Below are 24,841 nucleotides of genomic sequence, written 5' to 3' on the forward strand. Positions count from 1 at the left end.
TGATCCGGTAGATTGTTTCATGGCGGCTATCGCTATATTATTTTGTATATAACGATAGCCCACCGGAAACGCCCATGTTCAAACGTCTATTACTGCTTGCTCTTCTTTTCTCATCCGCCGCCTTGGCGGATCGCCAGGTTACCGATCAACTCAACCGCACCGTGACGTTGCCGGACCACATTACTCGTGCCGTGGTGCTACAGCATCAGACGTTAAACCTGCTGGTACAGCTAGACGCCATGCCGCAAGTGGTTGGCGTGCTCAGCAGTTGGCAGAAACAGCTGGGGCCGAACTATTTACGGCTGGCTCCAAGCCTGGCCAAGATGCCCATGCCGGGCGATCTTACGGCGGTCAATATCGAAAGCCTGCTGGCTCTGCACCCGCAGGTCGTGTTTGTGGCCAACTATGCCCCGGCGGATATGATCGCCCAGATCGAACGTGCCGGTATTCCGGTGGTGGCAATCTCGCTGCGCCGTGAACCAGCGGCTCAGGCTGGGAAAATCAATCCGGTAATAGAAAATGAAGATCGGGTTTATAACCTTGGCCTGCAGGATGGTATTCGCCTGATTGGCAAGGTGATGGGCCGTGAGGCGCAGGCGGATGCGATGGTGAAAGATGTTTTCCAACAGCGCGCGTTGGTGGCTAGGCGTTTGCATGATATTCCAGAGGATCAACAGGTGCGGGTCTATATGGCTAACCCGGATCTCACTACGTACGGTTCGGGTAAATACACCGGCCTGATGATGCAACATGCCGGTGCCGTGAACGTAGCGGCCAAAGATATTCAAGGGTTTAAGCAGGTTTCCATCGAAGACGTGCTGAAGTGGAACCCGGCGGTGATCTTTGTGCAGGAACGTTACCCCGACGTGGTGCAGCAGATCCTCACCTCGCCACAGTGGCAGGCGATTGACGCGGTAAAACACAAACGGGTTTACCTGATGCCGGAATATGCTAAAGCCTGGGGCTATCCAATGCCGGAAGCATTGGCGCTTGGGGAATTGTGGATGGCAAAAACGCTCTACCCACAGCGTTTCACCGATGTTGATCTGCAACAGCACGTAGACGCCTACTACCAACGCTATTACCGCGCCAGTTGCTGCCAGAGCGGCAAATGAAACTGGGGCTGTTATTACTGCTTACGGCCTGCTGCGCGCTGCTCTCCCTGGGTATTGGCCGTTATCCGGTCACGGCGGGTCATAGCCTGATGATTTTGTTGGAACCGGCTATCGGCCAGCATGCAGATATCACGGCGATCGAACGGCAGGTGATCCTCGGCGTGCGTGTGCCGCGTGTGCTGTTGGCTATGGGGGCGGGGGCGGCCTTGGCGCTTTGTGGAGCGGCACTGCAAGGGGTATTTCGTAACCCATTGGTCGATCCACATATTATCGGCGTGTCTTCTGGAGCTGCTTTTGGTGGCGCTTTGGCGATCCTGCTTGGCCTGCCGGTATTGGTGCTGTTGCTGAGTGCTTTCGTCTTTGGCATGTTGGCGCTGTTGCTGATTTTTGCCATCACCAGCGCCATCGCTCGGCGTAATATTCTTTCTTTGGTGCTGGCCGGGGTGATCCTTAGCGGCTTTTTCTCTGCCTGCGTTAGCCTGGTGCAGTATCTGGCGGATAGCGAAGAGAAGCTGCCTAGCATCGTATTCTGGTTACTAGGCAGCTTTGCGACGGCGGATAGCCATAAGTTGCTGATGTTATTCCTGCCGCTACTGCTGGCCGGTGGCCTGTTATTGGCCCTGCGTTGGCGTATCAACCTGCTTTCATTGGGAGATGAGGATGCGGCTGCGTTAGGGATTAACGTTGAACGAACTCGTTGGCTGATCCTGATGCTGTGTGCGGTGATTGTGGCAGCACAGGTGGCAGTCAGCGGCAGCATTGGCTGGGTAGGGTTGCTGATCCCGCATTTGGCCCGCCTGCTGGTGGGGCCGGACCACCGGCGTTTATTACCTGCCGCGATGTGCCTTGGAGCACTGTATATGGTGCTGATCGACGATTTGGCGCGCAGCTTAAGCAGCAGTGAAATTCCTCTGGGTATTCTCACCGCTCTGATCGGCGCTCCTTTGTTTGCCTTGCTGTTAAAGCGTGCGCAGGTAAGGGGTTGGAATGGTTGAAACGCTGCTACAGGTCAGCAACCTGAGCTTTGGTTGGCCAGGGCAACCCAAGTTGTTCCAACAACTTGATTTGCAGTTAAAGCGGGGGGAAGTGCTGGCAGTGCTTGGCCCCAACGGGCGTGGCAAAAGCACCTTGATGCAACTCTTGCTGGGCACTTTGCCGTTACAGCAAGGGAGCGTTGTCGTTCATTGCGGATTAGGGTTTGTGCCGCAGTATTTCACGCCGCCGTTTGCCTACAAGGTGCTGGATATTGTGTTGATGGGCCGGGCTCGGCATGTCGGGCTGTTTCGTTCGCCTTCGCCTGAGGATCATCAGTTAGCCAAACAGGCCCTTTATTCGCTGGATATGCAGGCATTTGCCGATCGTGAGTTTGGCAGCCTTTCCGGCGGGCAACGCCAATTGGTGTTGATAGCCCGGGCGTTGGCGATGGCCTGTGAAGTGCTGATCCTCGATGAGCCGACCTCAGCACTGGACTTACACCATCAGGACCGGGTGCTGACCATGATCGACCAACTGGCACGAGAACGGCAGATGGCGGTGATATTCTCGACACACCAACCTAATCATGCTCATGCCGTGGCAGACCGTGCACTCTTGCTGGGGGCAGAAGGGAGCCATCAGTTGGGCAGTTGCCAGCAGGTTCTGACGGCAGACAATCTTTCACCGCTGTTCCATCTGCCGATTGAACGGGTATCCGTTCCCTTTGCAGGCAGCCAGTTAGAAACGTTGGTGCCCATCTTCCACAGCCAACGGGAGCGCAATTGTGAATAGCATTACTCTTTTTGCCGCAGGAAGCCTGAGGCTGGCGTTTTCTCCGCTGTTGACGGCGTTTGAGGAGGAGAGCGGTCACCGGGTCGAGGCCACCTTTGGCCCGGCAGGGATGCTGCGGGAACGGATTGAGCGGGGGAAAAGGCCGCAGGTGTTTGCCTCTGCCAATCTCGAACATCCACAGCGGTTAGTGGCACTTGGCTTTGCGCAGGCGGTACAGCCGTTTACCCGCAATCGCCTATGCGCCACGGTGCGAAATACCCCGGAGTTAACGCAGCCGGATTTGCTGACGTTGCTGTGCGACCCACAATGGCGTGTTGGCACCTCGACACCGGTAGCCGATCCTTCCGGCGACTATGCGCAACAGCTGTTCGATCGCCTGGAGCATTGCTTGCCGGGGCAGGGGAGCGCATTGCGTAGCAGAGCAGTGGCGTTGGTTGGTGGGCCAGATTCTGCGCCAATACCGGCGAGCCGGTTGGCGGCGGAATATCTGCTTGCTGAAGGTCTGGCAGATATCTTTCTTGGCTACGCCAGCTATGCAGATACCTTGGCCTCCTACGCTCAGCTAAAAGTACGTAGATTGCCAGCCGTGATCGACTTCAAAGTGACCTATGGATTGTGTCTACTGGATGAGAGCTGCGTGGCTGCGCAGGCGTTGGTAGCCTTTATTCTGGGCGTTCGAGGGCAGAGGATTTTACAGCGTATGGGCATGTTGGCGTTAGACTAAGGCTTTACTATCAATAACATTAAGTTACTAGCTTAATAACGTGACAGCTTGGTAACTTGCTTATTAATCTTGCCAGCTTACTCGTTTGTTAACTTGTTAAGCTGGCGAGTTATTGAGTTGATCAAATCTTCTTTAGCAAGGCCAGCAACTGCGCCTCGCTCTTGTCGGCCAAAGTGTCGATGGCCAACTTGATCACATCAGAACGGGTGATGCGCACGATGCCGTTACGCGCCGCATGACCGATCACTTCGTCGATCATCTCCACGTGGTTATCCGTCAGGCTGACGGACAGCGCTTTATAAATGCGCTTACGGCCCTGGGGCTTTTCGGCAACGGCTGGAGGGGCGGGAACAATCAACGTATGCGAAGTGGCGCTGTTGATAAATTCATCTTCCGACATGCGGTGGGTTGGCGTACGTTTTTTCACAGGATCACCTCTGTTACCAGGCTTTCGATTTCGTGCTGCGCTTTTTCATTGTGCGCTTCATGTACGGTTAGCGCTTCGCCCCAGGCATCGCGATAAATTTTGCGATCGCACAGGCGGTTGCTCACCAACTTCAGTTCCGGATATTCGCTTAGCACTTCGGCCGCTTCGTTGGCTTCGTTAATGAAGATATTGGTTGGGCACAGGTTGAGCACAATGTGGCCTTTTACCTTTTCATTGTATTCCTGGGCGGTGGAGAACATTTCGGACAGGTAGCCGATAGTATCCAGGTCCATCTGCGAAGGGCGCAACGGGGAGATAAACAGATCGGCGGCCAGCAGCCCGGAGCGTAATTCTGCGCTGTCGCGGCCAGCGGTATCGACAATCACATAGTCGTAGTGGCGGTTCAGTTCCAGCAGGGTTTCTTTAATCTTGCCTGAGGCTGCCACCACCGGGATCTGCGGAAGCCCTTCAACATTCTGACGGTCGTTGAACCAGGTCATGATGGATTTCTGATCGTCAGCATCGACGATAATGGCCGTTTTCTTCTGTTGCAGGATCAGATATCCGGCGATGTTTACCGCCATGGTCGATTTGCCGACGCCGCCTTTCTGCGAACCAATCAAAACAATCATGTTGCCATCTCTCAAGTTGCCAAGCAGATAACTTATCAATTAGCTAACTTAATAAGTTAATGCGCTTGCTAGGTTGGTAGTTAAATGAGTTAACAAGTGCGTATCACGACAATATGCCCCATTGGCCGTGGCTTGCCAAGTAGCGAAAGTCTTAACTTGTGGGTTTGTTTGTTTAGTAACTTACTAGCTTAGTGAGTTATTGGCTGAGAAAAAGGGCTAAAATGAGCGTTGAATTTAACTAAGTTAATAGCTTAACAGGTTGGTGTTTTGTGAAGTCATTAAGGTAGGGATGTGGCGGAACCGCATGCATGCTGCGGCCCCGCTTGGGGAATAACGCTACTTTTTCATCATGTTTTTCAGATTGGCGAAGGGGTTATGTGTGGCTAACCCTACGTCTTTCTGCGCATCTTCACCTGCCACCACTGTGGAGCCATACTGATCGGCTTCGGTGTACTTTGAGTGCTCATGATCGTGGCAGTACAGGCACAACATTTCCCAGTTGCTACCGTCTTCCGGGTTGTTGCTGTGGTCATGATCGATGTGATGCACCGTCAATTCACGCAGGTTGGAGTAAACAAATTCGCGTGAACAGCGCCCGCAGACCCACGGGAAGATTTTCAGTGCTTTTTCGCGGTAACCGGTTTCCAGTCTCGCGTAGTTTTTTGGAATGTATGCCATGTGGGCACCTACAGGATCAGAATGATATTGCGCTCAATATTACCACAAACCGCTAGGAGATCGCGCAATCTGCACCCGATGATCAAGAGATGCCGTTCCCGGCGCCAAGTCTTATGAGTTTGAACGCTTTCCCTGAAAATCAAGGTGAAGAAGCAGGGCAATTTTGTTCAATACTCTCCCGCTGTAACCCGGCACGCTGGCACCTGTAATTATCTTCTACAGGTGCTGACTATGACGCTTTACCTCTCTATGGCCGCCTTCGCGTTGGCTTCATCCATTACCCCAGGTCCGGTGAACATCGTGGCACTGAGCTGTGGCGCGCAGTTTGGTTTTACGACCAGCCTGCGGCATGTGACCGGTGCGACCTTGGGTTTCACGTTATTACTGGTGTCGGTTGGTTTGGGAATGCATGAAGTGCTTACCTTATGGCCGGGGCTGACTACCGTGATCCTTTGGGCTGGCGTGGCTTTTCTGCTCTATATGGCCTATCAGCTTGCAGCGGATGACGGGACACTGAGCCAAGGCAATCGGCAGCAAACCCCTTCTTATTGGTATGGTGCCTTGCTGCAATTGCTGAACCCCAAGGCCTGGTTAGCTTCTGTCGCCAGCATGGGGGCCTTTGTCGGTGATGGGGAGATGCGGCTGCTGTGGCAATTTGCCGGGCTCTATTTTGTGATTTGCTACCTGTCGATAGCCTGTTGGGCCTACGCCGGAGCTATGCTGAGCAGCTTGTTGCAACGGGCGCACAATCTGCGGCGCTTTAACCGCTTGATGGCGCTGCTGCTGGCGTTCAGCGCCTGTTACTTGCTGGCCGAGGGGATCTGATACTGGCCGGGGGTGGCTGCCAGCAGCTGTTTGAAGGTGCGCTGAAAGTGCGCCTGATCGGCAAACCCGCTTTCGTTGGCGGCGGCGGCAATCGAGAAGCCCTGTTTCAGTAGCCGCTGGCCGTGCTGGACGCGTTGATTGACCAGGTAGGCATGAGGCGTCATACCATAGCGCTTCTTGAATGCGCGGATCAGGTAAGAAGGGGAGAGGGCCGATGCTTGGCAGATCGCCTCTAACGTCAGCGACTGGGTACAATGAGTGCGGATAAACGCCGCAGCTATTTCCAATTTAGGGGTCATATCCTGCTGTGGAACCGGAGATTCGCCGAGTAACTGTGGCAGGTTACTGAAGTAATCCACCAGGGCAATCTGCTTTTCCAGATGGCAACAGAGCGGATCGGTCAGTACCCCATACAGCTGATTCAGACCGTTAAATAGTGTCTTATCCTGGCTCATAATCTGCTTGAACGGCACGAAGCCTGCGTCAGAGTCCTGTTGTAGCGTTGCCAACCAGTGCTGGTCGATATAAAACATGGTATAGGCCCAACGCTGGTCACCAATGGGGTTGCAGCCGTGCGTCTGTTGCGGGTTGATGATCACCACGTCACCGGTGTTAACCTGGAGATGCTGATCGCCGCTAACATAGGTGCTGGTACCGGCGGTGATGGTGCCAATACAGAAAAACTCGTGGCTGTGTAGTGCATAACAAAGCTTGCGGCCATCTTCGACGTGACGGGCCTCAACGAACGGCAGGCGTTCATCGCGCCAGAATTGTGGGGCATATTGGCTCATTGTTTTTCTCTGGCGTTATTACAGGGAGAGCTTGTTATAGCTCAAATTGCATTGTGTGGTCGAGAGGGAACAAAAAATGGTAGCGTGGTTGCAGCGGCTGGCTTTGCCGCCGGTAGTGATGGCAGTTTGTGCTGCGGGGATGGCGGCAACCCGCTGGCTAACCGAGGGGGACTGGCAAGATAACCTGCTTATTCTCTTGGCCGCAGGCGTATTGGCGGTATCTTCTGTGATGATTATGTTTAGTGCCAGTTATGCTTTTCACCGGGCTGGCACCACGTTGCATCCACAAAAATTTCAGCGGGTCAGCGCGTTGCTGGTTAACGGAGTTTTCCGTTTCAGCCGTAATCCGGTGTATCTGGGGCAGATCCTGCTGTTGGCGGCCTGGGGGCTATTGCTGGGCGGTATCGGCGTCTGGTTATGGTGGGGGCTGTTTTTTGCCTACCTGGATCGTGTGCAGATCCCGCGCGAAGAGGCGTTCCTACTTACCAACTTTGGCCAAGACTACGAGGCGTTTTGCCGGCGGGTAAGGCGTTGGCTTTGAGGCCCCTCACCCCAACCCTCTCCCACAGGGAGAGGGAGCTGATTCTGCGTTGTCGTCAGGTACTGCGAACAAGCTATTTCACTGCAACAGAGAGCTGATTTAGTGCCGTGATTAGATAAATTTCTATACTGATAGCGAACTCGATCGGTCCCCTCTCCCTGTGGGAGAGGGTTAGGGTGAGGGGTCATTTTGATGCTGAATATCAATCTTCTTCTTCGTTACGCGCCATCAGTTGCCGCTGGTGCTCATCACTGGCCGCCTGGATCTCTTCCAGCACCGAGTCAACGTCGGCCCGCTTGCTGGTTTCAACAAACTTACCGGTCAACTCCGTCTCCGGCGTCAGGTTGCCTTCCTGGTACAGCGCCCAAATCTCTTTGGCATACTTGCTGCCCAGCAACTGCGGCGCATACTGGCCGTAGTAGTGAGTCATATTGTTGATATCGCGCTCAAACATGCTTTTAGCGTGGTTGTTGGCGGCGGCATCTACCACCTGCGGCAGATCGATAATCACCGGCCCGTCTTTATCCATCAGCACGTTGAACTCTGACAGATCGCCGTGAACCAGCCCAACACAGAGCATGCGTACGGCATAGTTCATCATCAAGGCGTGATCGTTCAACGCCTGTTCCGGCGTTAAGGTGACGTCGCTCAGGCGTGGGGCTACCAGCCCTTCTTCATCGGTGATCAGCTCCATCAGCAATACACCGTCCAGGCAGATATCCGGCTGTGGCACACGCACGCCAGCCTTAGCCAGCAGGTATAGCGCGTCCACTTCGGTATTTTGCCAGGCCTCTTCCTGCTGTTGGCGGCCAAATTTGGAGCCTTTACTCATGGCGCGAGCGTCGCGGCTATTGCGCACCTTGCGGCCTTCCTGGTAGTTCACGGCCTGCTTGAAGTTGCGTTTATCGGCTTCTTTGTACACTTTGGCGCAGCGGATCTCTTTACCGCAACGCACGATAAATACGTCGGCTTCTTTGCCACTTTTCAAACGGCGGATGACGTCGTCGATTAAACCATCATCTACCAATGGCTGGAGTCGTTTTGGAATTTTCATGCAGCCTTGTACCCTATTTAGGCTCCGCTGTGAATATTTGCTTATGGTCATAATGAAAAATCAGACCAAAAAGGCAAAAATGGGTTTTGCCGCCGGGGTGGTACATTGCCTCCCCGGCGGTCCTTACTCTGCTTCGGCCATGACCCAGACGCTAACGCTGCCGCCGTTGACCGGGAAGGCTGCACTGCCGTGCTCATCCGTCATGATATCGTCCTCGCGGTTGCCGAGGAAGTCACGCCAGGATTTATGCGCAAAATTTTCGCCCAGTGCGACGGTTTTACTGCTTTCGGCCCCGTTGGTCATCACCACCACGCAACCCGGTTGCTCGGCAGTGCCACTGCGGCTGAAGGCGATGCAGTGCGGATCGTCAAAATAGTCGTGCTGTTCGCCGTTGGCAAAGCGTTGACGCGCCTGGATCAGTTTCTCCAGTTCGGCAATCACCGGCATGTCAATCTGGTATTCCTGGCCGTCATCACCTTGATCGCTATAGCTGGCACCGTACAGATCCGGGTAAAACAGGCAAGGAACGCCTTGTTCACGCAGCAGGATCAGGGCGTAGGCCAGCGGTTTGAACCAGGGTTCGACCGGCGCTTCGAGCGATTGCAACGGCTGAGTATCATGGTTTGCCACCAGAGTTACCGCATGGGCAGGATCGACGGCGACCAGCGTATCGGTAAACAGCTGCGACATATCGTAACTATCGCCCTGTTTTGACGCCAGATGGAATTTCAGCTGTAGCGGCACGTCGAACAGCATTACTTTACCATCGACCCGTGCTAAATACTGTTGTAATGCCGCCAGATCGTGTGACCAGTATTCGGCCACGATAAACAGATCGCGCTGTGCCGCATCGCGCACGTGATCTGCCCAGTCTTTAAAGAACCAGGCTGGGATATGTTTGGTGGCATCCAACCGGAACCCGTCGCAAGGCAGGATTTCCATCAACCAGCGTGCCCAGTATTTTAGCTCCTCGACGACGGCGTGGTTACGAAACTCCACGTTAGCGCCCATCAAATAGTCAAAGTTGCCATTTTCGTCGTCAACCTGATCGTTCCACCCCTCTTCGCCGTAGTCATTGGCAATTTTGAAGATGCCTTTGTCATCCGGTTGCTCGATATAATCGACGCCGCTAAAGCAGGTGTAGTCCCAGATAAATTTGGAATAGGCTCCTTGCCGTCCTGGGAAAGTGAAGCGAGTGTAGGCTAACGCGTCGATGCCAACTTCTGCGATATCGTTACGGTTATCTTCATCTACCTTATAGACGTGCACCTGCTCTTTTTCATCGGCGCCAATCTTGTGGTTGAACACCACGTCATAGAGCACCCGGATCTGGTGTTCGCGCAGGCTATTAACGGCCTGTATCAACGCCTCTTTGTCGCCGTATTTGGTGGCGCGGGTACCTTTTTGATCAAACTCCCCCAGATCGAACAGATCGTAGCTGTCATACCCCACCGAATAGCCACCCGCAGCCCCTTTATAGGCTGGTGGCAGCCATAGATCGGTCACACCTAGTTCGGCCAGGGCAGGGGCACGCTCGGCGACTTCCTGCCATAGCTTGCCGCCATCCGGGTAGTACCAATGGAAAAACTGTAACAGCGTGGTCTTTTTCGTCATCAGTCAGTACCCCGGTTCGTCAGTAAACGTGTGCCAAATGCTCGGCCCCTCTAAGCATGGGCCACTTTTGGCAAAAGGGAAAATACGTGGCGCCAGCCTGTAAGCAGAGTAGCCTCTTGGCGCGGGGAGAGTATGGCCAATTTACCCGCCGCCCGTGAACTGTGAGCCGTTTCACCGTTCGGGCGTTTGCGTTATGTGAAGATATAACCAGTTGATAACAAAAAGCTAACGATGACAGGGAGTGGGGATGATGGATTACCCGATGGGCGTTTCCGCGCTGGTGACTTTGGTGGTGATCGCCTTATGGGCAACGTCGCGTTTGCCGGAGTATCTGGTTGCGCTGCTGTTTTTTGCTGCGGTAATGGTGTTGCAGCTAGCGCCGACGGCCGTGGTGTTTTCCGGCTTTGCCTCATCGGCATTCTGGCTGGTATTGAGCGGCTTTGTGCTGGGAACGGCCATTCGTTCTACGGGGCTGGCCGATCGGTTGGCCAACCGTATTTTGCCGCTACTGGCCGGTTCCTGGCCACGGCTGGTTGGCGGCGTGGTGGCCATCAGCTATGCGCTGGCCTTTGTCATGCCGTCGAACATGGGGCGTATAACCCTGCTGATGCCGATTATCATGGCGTTAGCCGAACGTGCCGGATTGGCGGAAGGCTCGCGTGGCCGCTATGGCCTGGCGTTAGCGGTGGGGTTTGGCACCTTCCAGCTTTCGGCCAGCATTTTGCCGGCCAACGTGCCTAATCTGGTGATGAGCGGGGCGGCAGAAAGTGCCTACGGTGTTCATTTCACCTATCTGTCCTACTTGTTGCTACATGCGCCGATCCTGGGGTTGGCAAAAGGCGCGTTGCTCACGTTATGCATCTGCTGGCTGTTCCGCGCCAAACCACAGCCGGTGGAAAAAACTATTGAGCAGAGTGCTCTTAGCGTGGCCGAATGGCGGTTGATCGCGCTGTTGCTGATCACGGTGCTGTTGTGGATCACCGATAGCTGGCACGGCATCGCTCCCGCCTGGGTGGGGTTGGCTGCCGCCTGCGTTTGCCTGTTGCCGCGTATTGGTTTTCTGACGGGTGAGCAGTTTGCGGCCGGTGTCAACATCCGCACCTGTCTCTATGTGGCGGGGATCCTTGGGTTGACGGCTTTAGTGAGCCACTCCGGGTTGGGGGATTGGTTAGGCAATGCATTGCTGAACGTCATACCGCAAACCCAGGATCGGCCATTTACCGCTTTTGGCATGTTGATCGGTATTACGACGCTGTTGAATTTTGTGGTGACGGCCAATGGCGTACCCGCGCTGTTCACGCCGCTGGCGCAGGTTTTGTCAGAGGGGAGCGGCCTACCGCTAACCACGGTACTGATGACTCAGGTGATTGGCTATGCCACGCCGCTGCTGCCGTATCAGGCATCACCGATTGTGGTGGCAATGGGGATGGGGAAAGTTCCTCCGCGCGAAGGACTGAAACTGTGTCTGCTGCTGGCCCTGTTCACCTTTGGGCTGTTGGTACCGTTGGATTATCTGTGGTTCGGGTTATTGGGCTGGTTTGGCTGACGAGCAAAAGGCGGCACTAGGGCCGCCTCTTTGCATAAAACCGTTGAACGATTAGTTATAGATAATCGCGGTGCCGTGCAGTTTATTGCTACCGGTTGTTGCGATGATCTGGAAGGATTTGGCGCCGGCTGCATCCGCTTTTGCCGCCAGTTTATTTTCCAGCGATGACAGGTCAGAAGCGCCACTCACGGTGATCACGCCGGATTGTTGCAGATCGGCCGGTTGGCTGCTGACCAACTCTGCGGCGAAGCTACCGAAAGAGACAGAAGCTAGTGCGATGGCGGCGAGGGTCATTTTCAGGTTTTTCATAATGGTTTCCTATCTCTAGATGAGCAATAAAAATTTTTGTGTTAGCCCGTTTAATTACTTAACGGTCGATAACTTAATGTTAGGCTCCTGCCCGAGCGATTGCAAATGTTTTTTTAGTGGTCGTTAATTAATTCGTGCTATTCCACTTAAGCCGTAAGCTGCCAGGTAAGGGGGTTTATGGCATTATTTCAATATAAATTATTGTTAATTAATGTCTTTATCTTTATTTGGTGATAGCTTTCGCCTGCTTTGTAGCCAGACGCAACCCGGATTGGATGCTATTTTTTTCCCGGTAAGGAGCGCCATTGGCCGCATTGCTTACCGATCGCTAATTAAAAGTTGCTCGCTTATCATCGGCGGCGTACTATTTTTTGTACCGATCGATAATTTATTTATTGCGCCCGAGTTGGGCCACCGGGAAAGTGAGGGGCTATGAGTATCAATAATGAAGACGCATGCGCGAAGAAATCACGCGGCAGGCCGAAGCAGTTTGATCGCGAACAGGCCGTTGAGCAGGCGCTTGAGCTGTTCTGGCGCCATGGCTATGATTCCACCTCGTTGGCCGATCTGGTGGAGGCGACCGGGGCTAAAGCGCCGACGCTGTATGCGGAGTTTGGTAACAAAGAGGGGCTGTTTCGCGCCGCGGTTGAGCGCTATCTGAGCCGCTACGTGGAATGTTACAACCGCCTGCTGGCCCAGGAGTTACCGATCGCCGATATCGTCGAAGCCTATCTGCGCACCTCGGCAGAGGTATTTACCGATCCGGAAAACCCCAGCGGCTGTTTTATGGTTTGTGCCAACGCCGCCTTGTCCTCCTCCTCAAACGATCTGGCCGAGATGCTGCGCAACAAGCATTTTGCGCAGGAAACCAGCCTGAAAGCCTGCTTTGACCGTAAGGTGCAGCAAGGGGAATTGCTGGCTCGCACCGATACAGCCTTGTTGGCGAAATATATTATTTGCCTGATTGAAGGCATGTCCGCCCAGGCGCGTGAAGGGGCCAGCCGTGAAGATCTGCTGCGGCTGCTGGAGACCACCATGATGGTGTGGCCGCGTTTGAGCCAGGTGGGTAACAAAGTTTGATCTGCCGCTAGACAGCCCCTCTCTCATTGCGGGAAAGGGGCCCGTTTTTACCGCGCTGTCCGCATCATATGCAGTAATGGAAAAGGCTTGCCTTGGCCATCCAGCTCGCTGCGGCCCGTCACCACAAAACCGTAATGCTGATAAAACGCCAATGCCTGCGGATTCTGCTCGTTGACGTCCAGCAGCAGTTCCTGATGCATGGGCTCAACCTCAGCCAGCAGGGCCTTGCCAATACCTTCGCCACGCCGATCGGCATCAATAAACAGCATTTCCACTTTGTTGCCATCCAGGCCGATAAAACCGCATAGCTGCCCGGCAACATCTTCGGCAACCCAGACGCTGACCGCCGGGAGATAGTCGTTGAGTATCAGCGGATACAGGCGCGCAATATCCTCTTCGGCCAGGAAGTGATGGGTGGCGCGCACCGAACGCTGCCAGATTTCTACTAGCTGCGCGTTATCCGCAGCCATGCGGGTTCTTATTGTTATCATCGAAATTCTCAATCTATTATCAAGTAAGCTATCAACATAGCGAGTTGCGCAGACTCAGCCCCTCACTATGATAAACTGCGTCATAGGCCGTGGACAGGGGGATGGAAGTGATACGCGCAGCGATAGAGAAACAGGTGCTCAGCCTGACCGGGCTGGCACTCGGCGGGATTGATTTTGAAAATCCGGCTGGCGATCCGGGGCTGTTTGGCCCGCAGTCGGTCACCTGGCAAGTGCATGGTGACTTCACCTCTATGCTTTGCGGCGGCGTCAGTGCGCTGCTATTGCAGATGCTGCACCCGTTGGCCTTGGCGGGCGTGTGGGATCATTCCAACTTCCGCGAGGATATGCTGGGGCGCCTGCGTCGTACCAGCCAGTTTATCTCTGTCACCACGTTTGGCCCCAGTGCAGAGGCGCAACGCCTGATCGCCAAAGTCAAAGCCATCCATTTACAGGTCAACGGCACCGACAATAACGGCCAGCCATATGCCGCCAGCGATCCGCATCTGCTCACCTGGGTCCATGTCGCCGAAAGCAGCCGTTTCCTGGCATCGCACCTGCGTTACCGCAATCCACATCTGTCTCTCGCTCAACAGGATACCTACTACCGTGAAGCGGCTCGCGTCGCGGAAGCCTTGGGCGCGCGCGATGTCCCAAAATCCTGTGCGGCGGTTGACGATTATCTGCAACAGATGCGCCCGCAGTTGGTCTGCGATGAGCGCACGCTGGAAGTGGCGCGCATTCTGCTGGCAGCCCCGGCTCCCAGCACGCTGGCGCGGCCGTTCGGCGCTTTGGTGATGCAGGCAGGGATCGATCTGTTGCCGGACTGGGCGCAGCAACAGTTGGGATTTACCCCTGGAGTGACCCGGCGGCGGTGCGTACGTATTGGCGTTGGCGGTGTTGGGCGGGTGCTGCGGGCTTCGGTACGCAATGGCTCCTACCATCGGGCGATGCGGCGTATGAATAAGAGCGCTTCAGCGCAATGTTAGCCAGCGCTGCCACTTTTGAGACTATTGCCCGTGATCCCGATTGATGATGCGTTCTACATTGGCCCAGAGAAATATTCTATTTTTAGCGTGCAGCCTATTTGTGCGCCAGCAACCCCTTGAGGTGATATGAACCAGTCAAACGTACTTGCTGAAGTGAATAACGAGAATCAAACGCTGGTCGCGGTGGTTCAGCAAGATAGCCGGGCCGCCTATTTTTATATCTACCCAACGGAAGAATACAGTGAACGTTTTCAGGTACGTGCCTGTTGGCTGCGCAACCTGACTACGGCTCCGCAGCAGGAAGATCTCGCCGCTATGGAAGCCGGTCTTCCCCCCATGTTGGCGGCCGAGTTTTGCCGTAATCTGGAAGGCGAAGCGCCATTGGACCCCGCCGGGCTGATGGTGATCTGGACGGAAAGCGACGACGGGGCTGCCCTGTGGTATCACGGGCAACTGCTAGCAGTGATCCCTGGCTGGAGTTTATACATCGATCACTCGGTCTGCTATTCGGCAAGCTGCATCAAAGAGAATCCATTGGCCTATCCGCTGGGTTCCGCATCTACCAATACGCAATATGCGCTGGCGGAAAATACCCGGCAGTTCTGGCGTAGCTGGCAGCGGGAAGAGGGGAATCCCTGGCCAAAAATGCAGAGTGATTACCAGGCACTGTACGAACAACACTTTGGCCCTTCGGTGAAGTATTACGCTATCGATCAGGGCAAATGGCCGCCGATGGCCATCACCCAGCATGAGCGCGACGGGGTTTACTATTTCCTGACCATGGGGGCCAGCATCCGGCCTATGCCGTGGGTAGAGATTCTGTTCAACGACGATGTCGCCAGGTTCCGCCGGATGGAGATGGCGATAGCCATTGATGGGCAGTTTATGACCGAAGAAAACGCGGTGCAGATGGCCAGCGCGTTAGCGGGATTTGCCCATGTGCCCTGGGCGAACATCACCTGGTTTGGCGAAGGGCATACGCTGGCGTCGGCGGTGGCTCCGCAGGGCTATGAAGGCTATGTGCTCTCTTCGTCATTTTACCCCTACAGTGAGCACTTGGTATTGCCTAAACAATACGGTGATACGGTGAATATTTTCTGGGCCAGCCCGGTGTTTGCCACCGAGCGGGAATTGGCGCAGGCCACGCCCAACGGTGGCCACGATTTGGTCACAAGGCTGCGTGAACAGGGCGTTGACCATATCTTCCGTCCACGCCAACCTCTCGTTTAACGAGGGCGGGGTACTGTCTATTTAACGATCGCTTTTGGAGCCAGCTATGAAGTCAGCGTTGTTAGTTATCGATGTGCAGCAGGGCTTGTTTAATCCCCCGCCAGCAGAGGCCGAGCAGGTGCTCACGCGGATTAATCAGCTGAGTGAACGTGCCCGGCAGGCTGGTGTGCCAGTGATTTTTATTCAGCATCAGACAGCTCATGAAGAGCTATCAGCAGGCAGCGCAGCCTGGCAGATCCATCAGGGATTGCAGGTAAAACCGGGGGATCATCGGGTTGATAAAACCACGCCAGACTCCTTTTTACGTACCAATCTGGGCAAGCTGCTGATTGCTGAAGGGGTGACACAGTTGGTGATCTGCGGCTATTCCACGGAATACTGTGTCGATACCACCACCCGCCGGGCCGCTGGCCTGGGTTACCCGGTGGTGCTGGCGGCAGATGCACATACCAGCCACGACAAACCCCACGCCAGTGGGTTACAGATCCGTGCTCACCATAATGCTACCTTGTCGAGTATCAAGAGTTTTGGCGTGGCGATCAGCGCCGTGCCTACAGCCGAAGTGAGTTTCTGAGCTAGATGTCGCCCTTGACGCGGTTCTGAGCGGGGTGTACCGTAGCCGGATGAATATCTTCCCGCAGTTCACATCTTGTTTTAGCTGGTGGCGCCTTTTCTAAGGGCGGCACGGGTATTCATCCCTCTTTTTTAATGCCGCCGGTTTTGGCGGCATTTTTATAGCGTTGATCCGGCGGTCTGTTTACTTCCAGGAGCAAGGCTATGAGTTACACCATTCTGACTGGCGATCGCGCCACCGGTTCACTGCATTTGGGTCATTATGTCGGTTCACTGCGCCAACGTGTTGAGCTACAGCATCATCATCAGCAAACGGTGATGGTGGCCGATCTGCAAGGGCTGACCGATAACGGTAGCAATCCGCAAAAAATCAGTGCCAACGTGCTAAACGTGGTGGCTGATTATCTGGCGGTGGGGATCGATCCTGCCAAGACCACGCTGTGTCTGCAATCGGCGCTTCCGGCGCTGGCCGAATTGACGATGTATTACCTGAATCTGGTCACCGTTGCCCGCCTGGAACGTAATCCCACGGTGAAAAGCGAAATCATCGAGAAAGACTTTTCACGCAGCCTGCCTGCCGGATTCCTGATTTACCCGGTCAGCCAGGCGGCGGATATCACCGCGTTTGGGGCGACTCACGTGCCAGTCGGCGAAGATCAGTTGCCGATGCTGGAGCAGACCAACGAGATTGTCCGGCGCTTTAACCGTATCGTCGATCGCGAGGTGCTGGTGGAGTGCCAGCCGTTGCTGAGCCGCGTAGGAAGGCTGCCGGGGCTGGACGGGCAGGGCAAGATGTCGAAATCACGCGGCAATACCATCATGCTGGGGGCCAGCGCTGACCAAGTGCACAAGGCGGTAATGAGCATGTTTACCGATCCCAACCACCTGAACGTCAGCGATCCCGGCCAGGTGGAAGGCAATATGGTGTTCACCTATCTGGACGCGTTTTGCGAGGATGCGGCGCTGGTGGCACAGCTGAAGGAACACTATCGTCAGGGCGGGTTAGGTGACGTGAAGATTAAACGGCTGCTGGAGGATTGCCTGCAAACGCTGCTGGAGCCTATTCGCACCCGGCGGGCGGAGTACAGCGCCGATAAGGGCGAGCTGATGCGCATTCTGAAAGAGGGCAGCCAGCGGGCTAACCAGGTGACCCAGGGCACCTTGGCACAGGTCAAGTCTGCTCTGGGTCTGGATTTTTTTGCCTTGGATTGAGTATCCCTCTCCGATTGGAGAGGGGAAGTCTGACGATCAGGCCGCGCTGTCGGTGATCGGGTGTTTGACGATAAACACGTAAGACAGCGCCCCGATCAGGGTAACGCAGGAACAAATGGTTAGTGCCAGGCTGAATGAATTAGTGGTATCCAGGATCCAGCCGGTGATCACCGGGGCAAACGAAGCGAACACAAAGCTGGCAAAGTTTTGAATGCTGCCCACCGAGGCGGTCATACGGGACGTGACCGCCACGTGGATCAGCCCCCAGCAGGAGGTACCGGCAAAGTGGATACAGAACAGCGCCATACTGATTAATGCCACCGCGCTGGAGGTGGTGGTGGCCTGTGCCACGACGGAGGTAAAACCAGCGGAAAGCAGCATACCGGCGACGATACAGATTTTACGGCTCTTGAGCGGAGCCATGCCCCGGCGCACCAGGAAGTCGGTGACAAAGCCGTTTGACAGCATGCCCGCCGCACCAAACAGGAACGGGATTGCCGCCAACATACCGGTACTTTTCAAATCCAGATGGTAGGTGGTCTGCAGGTAGCCCGGCAGCCAGGCCAGATACAGCCAGGCGGTGTAGTTGATGCCGCTAAAGCCGATCATCATTCCCCACATGGTGCGGTTCTTGAACAGCGATCGCCACTCTTTGAAGTTCATTGGTTCACGGCGCGCGCTCACGCTACCGGCGTTGAGATAGCTTTGCTCCTGCTCGGTGAGTTTGATGTCTTCACGGTTGCGATACAGCATGTACCAGCCAATGGACAAGGCAATGCCCAGTAAACCAATGGTGATGAACATCCCGCGCCAGCCTAACACGAGCATCATGGCGGTGAGGATGGGTGGGCTGATGGCTAACCCGATGGTGGAGGCCGAGTTAAAGATCCCCATCGGCATGCCGCGATCTTTGATGTTGAACCAATCGTTGATGACTTTCACGCCGCAAGGGTTCATTGGCGCTTCGCCGATCCCCAGGCCGATACGCACCCAGATAAACTGGGTAAAGTTGTGGATCATGCCCGACATCGTCTGGAACGCAGACCAGATAAACATTCCCAGACCCAGCATGATACGCGGACCTTTGCGATCCAGCAGCGGTCCACAGGGTAATTGAGCAATCCCATAGGCCAGCGAAAAGGCGGAAAGTAGCAGGCCGATCTCGGTACCGCTCAACCCCATTTCTTCACGAATGGTGGAGTTGGCAACGGACAGCGAACTGCGATCGAGAAAATTAATCACGGCAGCAAAAAATAACAGGATCATTGCCGTCGTCTGGATTTTTTTAATTTTTGCAGAGCGCTCCGCTATGCCACCTTTAGGTATAGGATTAATACTATCTGAATAACTGTCCGCCGGTTCTTTCCCAGTGCTCACGGTGGTTATCTTTTCCATCACTCGCCTCTATATTCCGTATTAATAATAATTATTCTTCCGGGGCATGGCCCTGGTTCGGTGTTAACAACGGTATGTCTTTCGGCAATGAGCCTAGGCGGCGAAAATGTCTCATGGTGCTTTTTTTAACCGGTTCCGTGCGGCGGTTACGATTTTGCTGTTTTTAATCGGTTTTAAATCCCGCTTTCATCGGTTTTTTATCAATAAAAATCAGCAGGCATCCTGTTTGATGGAACGGATCATCGACTGTTTGGCAGTATCAAGATGGCGGTGCAGCTCACGGGCGGCCTCCTGATCGCTGCGGCAGATCAGGGCGCTTAAAATGGCCATATGCTCTTCAATTGCAATAATATTTCTTTGCTTCAGGTCGGTTTCATCCCATTGATAGTGGAAGTGAAAGATCACCGATATGATTTCCAGCGACTGATTGAAAAACGGATTGTTGGCGGCCGACAGGATCAGGGTATGAAAGTCACGATCCAGCTGAGAGAACAGCCGATAATTGTCGCTGATGGTGTCGCGCAACTCGCGATGACGGTTCAACAACTCCTTGGCCTGCAACCAACGGCTATCCTGTGCGGGCAGATTGATAAAGCGTGATAGCGCGTGGGTTTCCAGCATTTGGCGGAGTTCAAACAGCTGCTCGGCATAGTTCTGATCAAACTTTTTCATGCTCCATTGGCCGCGGCGTACGTTGTCGATAAGGTCAAAGCGGCTGAAGCGCAGCAGGAATTCCCGCACCACTACCGGGCTGACGTTAACCGCGCGTGAAAGCTGCAATTCGGTGAATGAATCCCCCGCACGCAGTTGCTTTTGGTTAATCATCTGATAGAACGCTTTCTCAAACAGCTTGCCTTGCTCGTCCAACGAGTGGCTCATGCATTCAAAGCCGTCTTCTGCCAGCGGCATACGCAGGATCACATAATCATCCTTGACCTTCTCCAGAACCCCACGTTGATGCAAATGCGTTAGCGTGTGGCGCACTGTGGTGCGACTGATGTTATACATTTCTGCCAGCCCCGCCTGGGAAGGCAGCGGTGAGCGGATATGGCCCTTGATGATGCCGTCGATCATCTGATTAACCACGTTCTGGCGGAGGTTTTGCGTTCTGCTCATGAGATCCCTCTGTGGGTTTAGATGTTTTTTAAGTATTTAAAACCCATTTAAACCGGTTTAATTTGTGCTGACTCACAAATTCTCCTCATCAGCGCAATGCACCTGTTCTTTTTGCGGGATAACAGCGCCACATCACAGGAGGAGGGATTATGACCACAATGAATACACTAGTTTGTCTGGAGCCGACCCGGCTGGTTTACCAACAAAGGCCGATACCGCAGCCTGCGCCGGATGAAGCGGTGCTCAAAATACTGACGGTAGGTATTTGCGGTACCGATATCCACGCCTGGTCTGGTCAACAACCGTTCTTCAGCTACCCGCGGGTGCTGGGGCATGAAATATGCGGCGAGATTGTCAGCGTCGGTAGCCAGGTTGGTGAATTGCGCGTCGGCCAGCGTGTGGCGGTGATCCCTTATGTCTCCTGTCATCACTGCGGAGCATGCACCAGCGGCAGGCCCAATTGCTGTGAAAATATCTCGGTGATTGGCGTGCATCAAGACGGCGGCTTTAGCGAGTTTTTAAGCGTGCCGGTGAGCAACCTGCTGGCCGTGGATGATGTTGAGCCCCAAGCGGCGGCGCTGATTGAACCATTCTCCATCAGTGCTCACGCCGTACGCCGAGCGGCCATCGAGCAGGGCGATCATCTATTGGTGGTAGGAGCAGGGCCGATTGGCCTGGGGGTTGCGGCTATCGCCAAGGCGGACGGGGCAACCGTGATCGTGGCCGATACCAGCGCAGAGCGCCGAAGCCATGTAGAAAACATGCTTGGGCTAACCACGTTAGATCCGTCAGACGCCGGGTTTGACGCTGCCTTAAGAGCCCAATTCTCCGGCATGCTGGCGGCAAAAATCATTGATGCCACCGGCAATCAGCATGCGATGAACCATAGCGTCAACCTGATCCGCCATGGTGGCAGCATTACGTTTGTCGGCCTGTTCAAGGGCGATCTGCAGTTCTCCGATCCGGAATTCCATAAAAAGGAAACCACCATGATGGGGAGCCGCAATGCCACCAAAGAAGACTTTATCAAGGTTGGGCGCTTAATGGCCGCCGGAAAAATCACTGCCGGGATGATGCTTTCCCATCAATTCGAGTTTTCCACGCTGGCAGATATTTATGAAGCGGAAGTCATTAATAATAAACAGCTGATTAAAGGCGTGATTCATTTTAACTAACTCGATGACTCCCCAGATCTTGCCGAGAGTAATTTGCAGCCTGGGGGATCGCCGGATGCAAGGAACAATAATGAAACAACTCAATCGTAGTGAATTTCCTGGTGCGCAATATCCCGATCGCATTATCCAGTTTGGTGAAGGTAATTTCCTGCGCGCCTTTGTCGATTGGCAAATCGACCTGCTAAACCAGCATACCGGGCTGAATGCCGGCGTGGTGGTGGTGCGGCCAATCGACAGCCAGCAGCCACCTTCGCTCAATACTCAGGATGGCCTTTACACCACCATTATCCGTGGGTTGAACGAGCAGGGGGAGGCGGTTTGCGAGCCGCGCCTGATCCGCTCGGTCAATCGGGAAATCAACGTTTACCACCAGTACGACAGCTATCTGGCGTTGGCTCGGGATCCGGCGATCCGCTTCGTATTCTCCAACACCACCGAAGCGGGGATCGGTTATTTACCGGACGATAAGTTCACCGACGCTCCTGCTGCCAGTTTCCCGGCCAAGCTGACACGGCTGCTGTTTGAGCGTTTCAGGCATTTTGACGGTGCTACAGACAAGGGCTGGGTATTGCTGCCGTGTGAGCTGATCGACTACAACGGCGAAGCGCTGAAAGAGTACGTATTGCGCTACGCGCAGCAATGGCAGTTACCGCAGGCCTTTACCGATTGGCTGAACGATTGCAACACCTTCTGCTCAACGCTGGTCGATCGTATCGTCACGGGCTACCCACGCGATGAAGTAGAACAGTGGCAACGGCAGTTGGGATATCAAGATAGCTTCCTCGACACGGCGGAACATTTCTATCTGTTTGTGATCCAGGGCCCACAGTGGCTGGCGCAAGAGCTGCATCTGGATAAGTTGGATCTGAATGTCCACATCGTCGATGACATCAAACCTTATAAAGAACGCAAGGTAGCGATCCTTAACGGGGCACATACGGCGCTGGTGCCGGTGGCGTTCCTGGCCGGTTTGAATACCGTGGGCGAGGCCATGAGCGACGAGCAGATCGGCGGCTATGTGGCACGCACCATTGCCGAAGAGATTATGCCGGTGCTCGATCTGCCGCAGGAAGAGTTACGGCCATTTGCCGAAGCGGTACAGAACCGTTTCCGTAACCCGTTTATTCAGCACCAGTTGCTGTCGATTGCGCTGAACGGCATGACCAAATTCCGCACGCGTATTTTGCCGCAGTTACTGGCAGGCCAACAGAAAAATGCCGCGCTGCCGAAACGGCTGACCTTTGCCTTGGCCGCGTTGTTGGCCTTCTATCGTGGCGAACGACAGGCGGGTAGCTATGCATTACAGGATGATGCCCATTGGCTGACGAGGTTCGCAACGTTGTGGGCTGGAGTAGAACATCACGATATGACGCTCGCGGCGTTGGTAGAAAACGTGCTGGCCGATGAGGCGCACTGGGGGCAAAATCTCAACGCCGTTCCTGGGCTGACTGTTGCCGTGACCACCGATTTGCAAGCCATTCTTGACCACGGGATGCGTGCGGCATTGAGCGAAGTAGAACGCCGATAAAAATTAATCGGCTCGCAGTAAAAGCGAGTACCCGCTTATTTTAATCCTGCCAATCACGGGAAATGGCGTTGAACGTCATTTCCCGGCCATAAAACCATCATCTGCGTGTCATACAGTTATTCGTTAATAGGTGCCCATAAGATTAGCCACTGAAATCAGAGAAATCATATGGCGCAGGCACTGTTAAAACTGGCACCGACCGACTATCCAGGTCAGCAACCCATCCCGTTACGCAAGGTATTGGCGGTAAAAGGCTTGGGTAAGGCTTACCAATCTCAACAACGTGTCCTCGACGACATCAATTTTGATCTGCACGCCGGGGAGTTTGTGGCAGTGATTGGCCGCTCCGGGGCCGGTAAATCTACCCTGTTGCATACGCTTAACGGCACCATCCCTTCCAGCTGCGGCGAGATGCTGCATTTTGAGGACGATGGGGTGGCACAGGATATCGCACAACTCTCGGCCCGCCAGATGCGCCAGTGGCGCGCCCGCTGTGGCATGATCTTCCAGGATTTTTGCCTGGTCCCCCGGTTGGATGTGATCACCAACGTGCTGCTAGGCCGCCTCAGCCACACCTCGACGCTGAAATCCTTCTTCAAAGTGTTCGACGATGCTGACCGTGCGCGGGCAATCGAGCTGCTGCAATGGCTGAATATGCTGCCGCATGCGCTGCAACGTGCCGAGAACCTGTCCGGTGGGCAAATGCAGCGTGTCGCCATCTGCCGTGCGCTGATGCAAAACCCCAAAATTCTGCTGGCCGATGAGCCGGTCGCCTCGCTCGATCCGAAAAACACCCGCCGCATTATGGATGCGCTACAGAAAGTCAGCGAGAACGATATCGCGGTGATGGTGAACCTGCACTCGGTCGAACTGGTGAGGGAATACTGCACCCGGGTGATTGGTATCGCCCAGGGCAAAATCATTTTCGACGGCCACCCGTCGCAGCTTAACGAACGTATTTTGCAGCAACTGTATGGCGAAGAAGCCAATCAGATCCATTAATCACTTGAACGTCACCTTTACACACAGGGCATGCGCAATGAAAAAAGTATTCACACTGACCACCATGATGGCCGGCGTAATGATGGTATTTAATGCAGGTGCAGCGGATGCGCCGAAAGAGTTGAACCTGGGGATCCTGGGTGGGCAGAACGCCACTCAACAGATTGGCGATAACCAGTGTGTGAAAGATTTTCTCGATAAAGAGCTGAACGTTGACACCAAGCTGCGTAACTCTTCCGACTACTCTGGCGTGATCCAGGGCCTGCTCGGGGGCAAGATCGATCTGGTGTTGAGCATGTCGCCGTCGTCGTTTGCTTCGGTGTATATCAAGGATCCCAAGGCCGTCGATCTGGTGGGGATCGCGGTGGATGATACCGATCAGTCACGCGGATATCACTCGGTGGTGGTGGTGAAAGCCGACAGCCCTTACAAAAAGCTGGAAGACCTGAAAGGGAAATCCTTCGGCTTTGCGGATCCGGATTCGACCTCCGGTTTCCTGGTGCCAAACCAGGTGTTCAAGAAGCAGTTTGGCGGCACGCCGGATAACAAATACAACGACTTCTTCTCCAGCGTCACTTTCTCCGGTGGTCATGAGCAGGACGTACTCGGCGTGTTGAACGGCCAGTTTGAAGGTGCGGTCACCTGGGCCTCGATGATTGGCGATTACAACACCGGCTATACCAGCGGAGCCTTCAACCGCATGATCCGTATGGATCATCCGGATTTGATGAAGCAGATCCGCATTATCTGGCAGTCGCCGCTGATCCCGAATGGCCCGATCCTGGTGAGCAACTCCCTGCCTGCGGATTTCAAAGCCAAGGTGGTTACCGCCATCAAGAAGCTGGATACCGACAACCATCAGTGCTTTATCAAGGCGATGGGCGGCAAGCAGCACATTGGCGACGTCAAGCTGGCGGAATACCAGACCATTATCGATATGAAGCGTGAGCTGACCAAGGGCGACCGCTAAGGCGGCTTGCTTCCCGGCCCCTCACCCCAACCCTCTCCCTGTGGGAGAGGGTTGGGGTGA

General features: G+C 54.6%; 26 protein-coding genes. 16 read left to right on the forward strand and 10 right to left on the reverse strand.

What is annotated here, in order from left to right:
• The first annotated feature begins 74 nt into the window (after window positions 1-74).
• From KGP21_RS09610 to KGP21_RS09625, 4 genes are read left to right on the forward strand one after another with little or no spacing between them, the layout of a single operon-like run.
• Entirely contained in the window at window positions 75-1,115 is a 1,041-nt protein-coding gene (locus KGP21_RS09610; protein ID WP_021805188.1) for an ABC transporter substrate-binding protein, read from the forward strand.
• Window positions 1,112-2,110 (forward strand): iron ABC transporter permease, encoded by a 999-nt coding sequence (locus KGP21_RS09615; protein WP_021805187.1) that lies wholly within the window; start codon window positions 1,112-1,114, stop codon window positions 2,108-2,110. The genes KGP21_RS09610 and KGP21_RS09615 overlap by 4 nt, the downstream gene beginning before the upstream one ends.
• Window positions 2,103-2,882: an ABC transporter ATP-binding protein gene (locus KGP21_RS09620; protein WP_037375102.1), complete on the forward strand. Its 780-nt coding sequence runs from the start codon at window positions 2,103-2,105 to the stop codon at window positions 2,880-2,882. The genes KGP21_RS09615 and KGP21_RS09620 overlap by 8 nt, the downstream gene beginning before the upstream one ends.
• Window positions 2,875-3,606 (forward strand): substrate-binding domain-containing protein, encoded by a 732-nt coding sequence (locus KGP21_RS09625; protein ID WP_223538012.1) that lies wholly within the window; start codon window positions 2,875-2,877, stop codon window positions 3,604-3,606. Before KGP21_RS09620 ends, KGP21_RS09625 begins: the two co-directional genes overlap by 8 nt.
• A gap of 121 nt (window positions 3,607-3,727) precedes the next feature.
• Here the strand turns inward: KGP21_RS09625 and KGP21_RS09630 are convergent, their stop codons facing one another.
• From KGP21_RS09630 to yajD, 3 genes are all read right to left on the reverse strand, one after another.
• Window positions 3,728-4,033 carry a hypothetical protein gene (locus KGP21_RS09630; RefSeq protein ID WP_021180442.1) on the reverse strand — a complete coding sequence of 102 codons (306 nt, stop codon included), beginning with the start codon at window positions 4,031-4,033 and terminating at the stop codon, window positions 3,728-3,730.
• On the reverse strand, window positions 4,030-4,665 hold the full coding sequence (locus KGP21_RS09635; protein WP_021805185.1) for a division plane positioning ATPase MipZ: 636 nt from the start codon (window positions 4,663-4,665) through the stop codon (window positions 4,030-4,032). Before KGP21_RS09635 ends, KGP21_RS09630 begins: the two co-directional genes overlap by 4 nt.
• A gap of 336 nt (window positions 4,666-5,001) precedes the next feature.
• Complete coding sequence (gene yajD / locus KGP21_RS09640; RefSeq protein WP_021180444.1) at window positions 5,002-5,343, reverse strand: HNH nuclease YajD; 342 nt, start codon at window positions 5,341-5,343, stop codon at window positions 5,002-5,004.
• A gap of 231 nt (window positions 5,344-5,574) precedes the next feature.
• Between yajD and KGP21_RS09645 the strand changes: the two genes are divergently transcribed.
• Window positions 5,575-6,168 carry a LysE family translocator gene (locus KGP21_RS09645; RefSeq protein WP_021805184.1) on the forward strand — a complete coding sequence of 198 codons (594 nt, stop codon included), beginning with the start codon at window positions 5,575-5,577 and terminating at the stop codon, window positions 6,166-6,168.
• Here KGP21_RS09645 and KGP21_RS09650 read toward each other — a convergent pair.
• Window positions 6,144-6,959: an AraC family transcriptional regulator gene (locus tag KGP21_RS09650; protein WP_179248161.1), complete on the reverse strand. Its 816-nt coding sequence runs from the start codon at window positions 6,957-6,959 to the stop codon at window positions 6,144-6,146. The two genes, KGP21_RS09645 and KGP21_RS09650, sit on opposite strands and share 25 nt — an antisense overlap.
• Window positions 6,960-7,035: 76 nt before the next feature.
• On the opposite strand from KGP21_RS09650, the gene KGP21_RS09655 reads away from it, so the two are divergent.
• Window positions 7,036-7,500 carry an isoprenylcysteine carboxylmethyltransferase family protein gene (locus tag KGP21_RS09655; protein ID WP_094982987.1) on the forward strand — a complete coding sequence of 155 codons (465 nt, stop codon included), beginning with the start codon at window positions 7,036-7,038 and terminating at the stop codon, window positions 7,498-7,500.
• A 202-nt stretch (window positions 7,501-7,702) separates the two neighbouring features.
• Here the strand turns inward: KGP21_RS09655 and KGP21_RS09660 are convergent, their stop codons facing one another.
• Both KGP21_RS09660 and amyA read right to left on the reverse strand, forming a co-directional pair.
• Entirely contained in the window at window positions 7,703-8,554 is an 852-nt protein-coding gene (locus KGP21_RS09660; RefSeq protein ID WP_021805181.1) for a PA4780 family RIO1-like protein kinase, read from the reverse strand.
• A gap of 123 nt (window positions 8,555-8,677) precedes the next feature.
• Window positions 8,678-10,168 carry an alpha-amylase gene (gene amyA / locus KGP21_RS09665; protein ID WP_094982985.1) on the reverse strand — a complete coding sequence of 497 codons (1,491 nt, stop codon included), beginning with the start codon at window positions 10,166-10,168 and terminating at the stop codon, window positions 8,678-8,680.
• Window positions 10,169-10,415: 247 nt separating this feature from the next.
• On the opposite strand from amyA, the gene KGP21_RS09670 reads away from it, so the two are divergent.
• Window positions 10,416-11,714: an SLC13 family permease gene (locus KGP21_RS09670; RefSeq protein WP_179248160.1), complete on the forward strand. Its 1,299-nt coding sequence runs from the start codon at window positions 10,416-10,418 to the stop codon at window positions 11,712-11,714.
• Window positions 11,715-11,765: 51 nt separating this feature from the next.
• Here the strand turns inward: KGP21_RS09670 and KGP21_RS09675 are convergent, their stop codons facing one another.
• Window positions 11,766-12,023 (reverse strand): YdgH/BhsA/McbA-like domain containing protein, encoded by a 258-nt coding sequence (locus KGP21_RS09675; RefSeq protein WP_021805178.1) that lies wholly within the window; start codon window positions 12,021-12,023, stop codon window positions 11,766-11,768.
• 432 nt (window positions 12,024-12,455) lie between these two features.
• On the opposite strand from KGP21_RS09675, the gene KGP21_RS09680 reads away from it, so the two are divergent.
• Window positions 12,456-13,103: a TetR/AcrR family transcriptional regulator gene (locus tag KGP21_RS09680; protein WP_115159185.1), complete on the forward strand. Its 648-nt coding sequence runs from the start codon at window positions 12,456-12,458 to the stop codon at window positions 13,101-13,103.
• 47 nt (window positions 13,104-13,150) lie between these two features.
• On the opposite strand, the gene KGP21_RS09685 is transcribed toward KGP21_RS09680, so the two are convergent.
• Entirely contained in the window at window positions 13,151-13,594 is a 444-nt protein-coding gene (locus tag KGP21_RS09685) for an acetyltransferase (RefSeq protein ID WP_223538014.1), read from the reverse strand.
• Window positions 13,595-13,695: 101 nt separating this feature from the next.
• Here KGP21_RS09685 and KGP21_RS09690 point away from each other — a divergent pair, with 101 nt between their 5' ends.
• The 4 genes from KGP21_RS09690 (at window position 13,696) to trpS (ending at window position 17,595) form a co-directional block, all read left to right on the forward strand.
• Window positions 13,696-14,580: an oxygenase MpaB family protein gene (locus KGP21_RS09690; RefSeq protein ID WP_094982982.1), complete on the forward strand. Its 885-nt coding sequence runs from the start codon at window positions 13,696-13,698 to the stop codon at window positions 14,578-14,580.
• Between the two features lie 126 nt (window positions 14,581-14,706).
• Window positions 14,707-15,810, forward strand: coding sequence for a suppressor of fused domain protein (locus tag KGP21_RS09695; protein ID WP_223538017.1), 1,104 nt, complete (start codon window positions 14,707-14,709; stop codon window positions 15,808-15,810).
• 46 nt (window positions 15,811-15,856) lie between these two features.
• On the forward strand, window positions 15,857-16,384 hold the full coding sequence (locus KGP21_RS09700) for a cysteine hydrolase family protein (RefSeq protein ID WP_021805173.1): 528 nt from the start codon (window positions 15,857-15,859) through the stop codon (window positions 16,382-16,384).
• Window positions 16,385-16,587: 203 nt separating this feature from the next.
• Window positions 16,588-17,595: a tryptophan--tRNA ligase gene (gene trpS / locus KGP21_RS09705; protein ID WP_094982980.1), complete on the forward strand. Its 1,008-nt coding sequence runs from the start codon at window positions 16,588-16,590 to the stop codon at window positions 17,593-17,595.
• A gap of 36 nt (window positions 17,596-17,631) precedes the next feature.
• Here the strand turns inward: trpS and KGP21_RS09710 are convergent, their stop codons facing one another.
• The gene (locus KGP21_RS09710) at window positions 17,632-18,990 is read right to left on the reverse strand and encodes an MFS transporter (RefSeq protein WP_037375099.1); all 1,359 of its coding nucleotides are present in this window, start codon (window positions 18,988-18,990) and stop codon (window positions 17,632-17,634) included.
• Between the two features lie 210 nt (window positions 18,991-19,200).
• The gene (locus tag KGP21_RS09715; RefSeq protein ID WP_021805171.1) at window positions 19,201-20,106 is read right to left on the reverse strand and encodes a GntR family transcriptional regulator; all 906 of its coding nucleotides are present in this window, start codon (window positions 20,104-20,106) and stop codon (window positions 19,201-19,203) included.
• Between the two features lie 149 nt (window positions 20,107-20,255).
• Here KGP21_RS09715 and KGP21_RS09720 point away from each other — a divergent pair, with 149 nt between their 5' ends.
• From KGP21_RS09720 to phnD, 4 genes are all read left to right on the forward strand, one after another.
• Window positions 20,256-21,281 carry a zinc-binding alcohol dehydrogenase family protein gene (locus tag KGP21_RS09720; RefSeq protein WP_223499138.1) on the forward strand — a complete coding sequence of 342 codons (1,026 nt, stop codon included), beginning with the start codon at window positions 20,256-20,258 and terminating at the stop codon, window positions 21,279-21,281.
• Window positions 21,282-21,351: 70 nt separating this feature from the next.
• Window positions 21,352-22,809: a tagaturonate reductase gene (locus tag KGP21_RS09725; protein WP_209555409.1), complete on the forward strand. Its 1,458-nt coding sequence runs from the start codon at window positions 21,352-21,354 to the stop codon at window positions 22,807-22,809.
• Between the two features lie 168 nt (window positions 22,810-22,977).
• Window positions 22,978-23,811: a phosphonate ABC transporter ATP-binding protein gene (gene phnC, locus KGP21_RS09730; protein ID WP_021805168.1), complete on the forward strand. Its 834-nt coding sequence runs from the start codon at window positions 22,978-22,980 to the stop codon at window positions 23,809-23,811.
• A gap of 37 nt (window positions 23,812-23,848) precedes the next feature.
• Window positions 23,849-24,781, forward strand: a complete 933-nt coding sequence (gene phnD / locus KGP21_RS09735; RefSeq protein ID WP_021805167.1) for a phosphonate ABC transporter substrate-binding protein — start codon at window positions 23,849-23,851, stop codon at window positions 24,779-24,781.
• Window positions 24,782-24,841 lie beyond the last annotated feature (60 nt).

Origin of the sequence: Serratia sp. JSRIV004, assembly GCF_019968705.1 — a bacterium.
Classification (GTDB): Bacteria; Pseudomonadota; Gammaproteobacteria; order Enterobacterales; family Enterobacteriaceae; genus Chania; species Chania fonticola_B.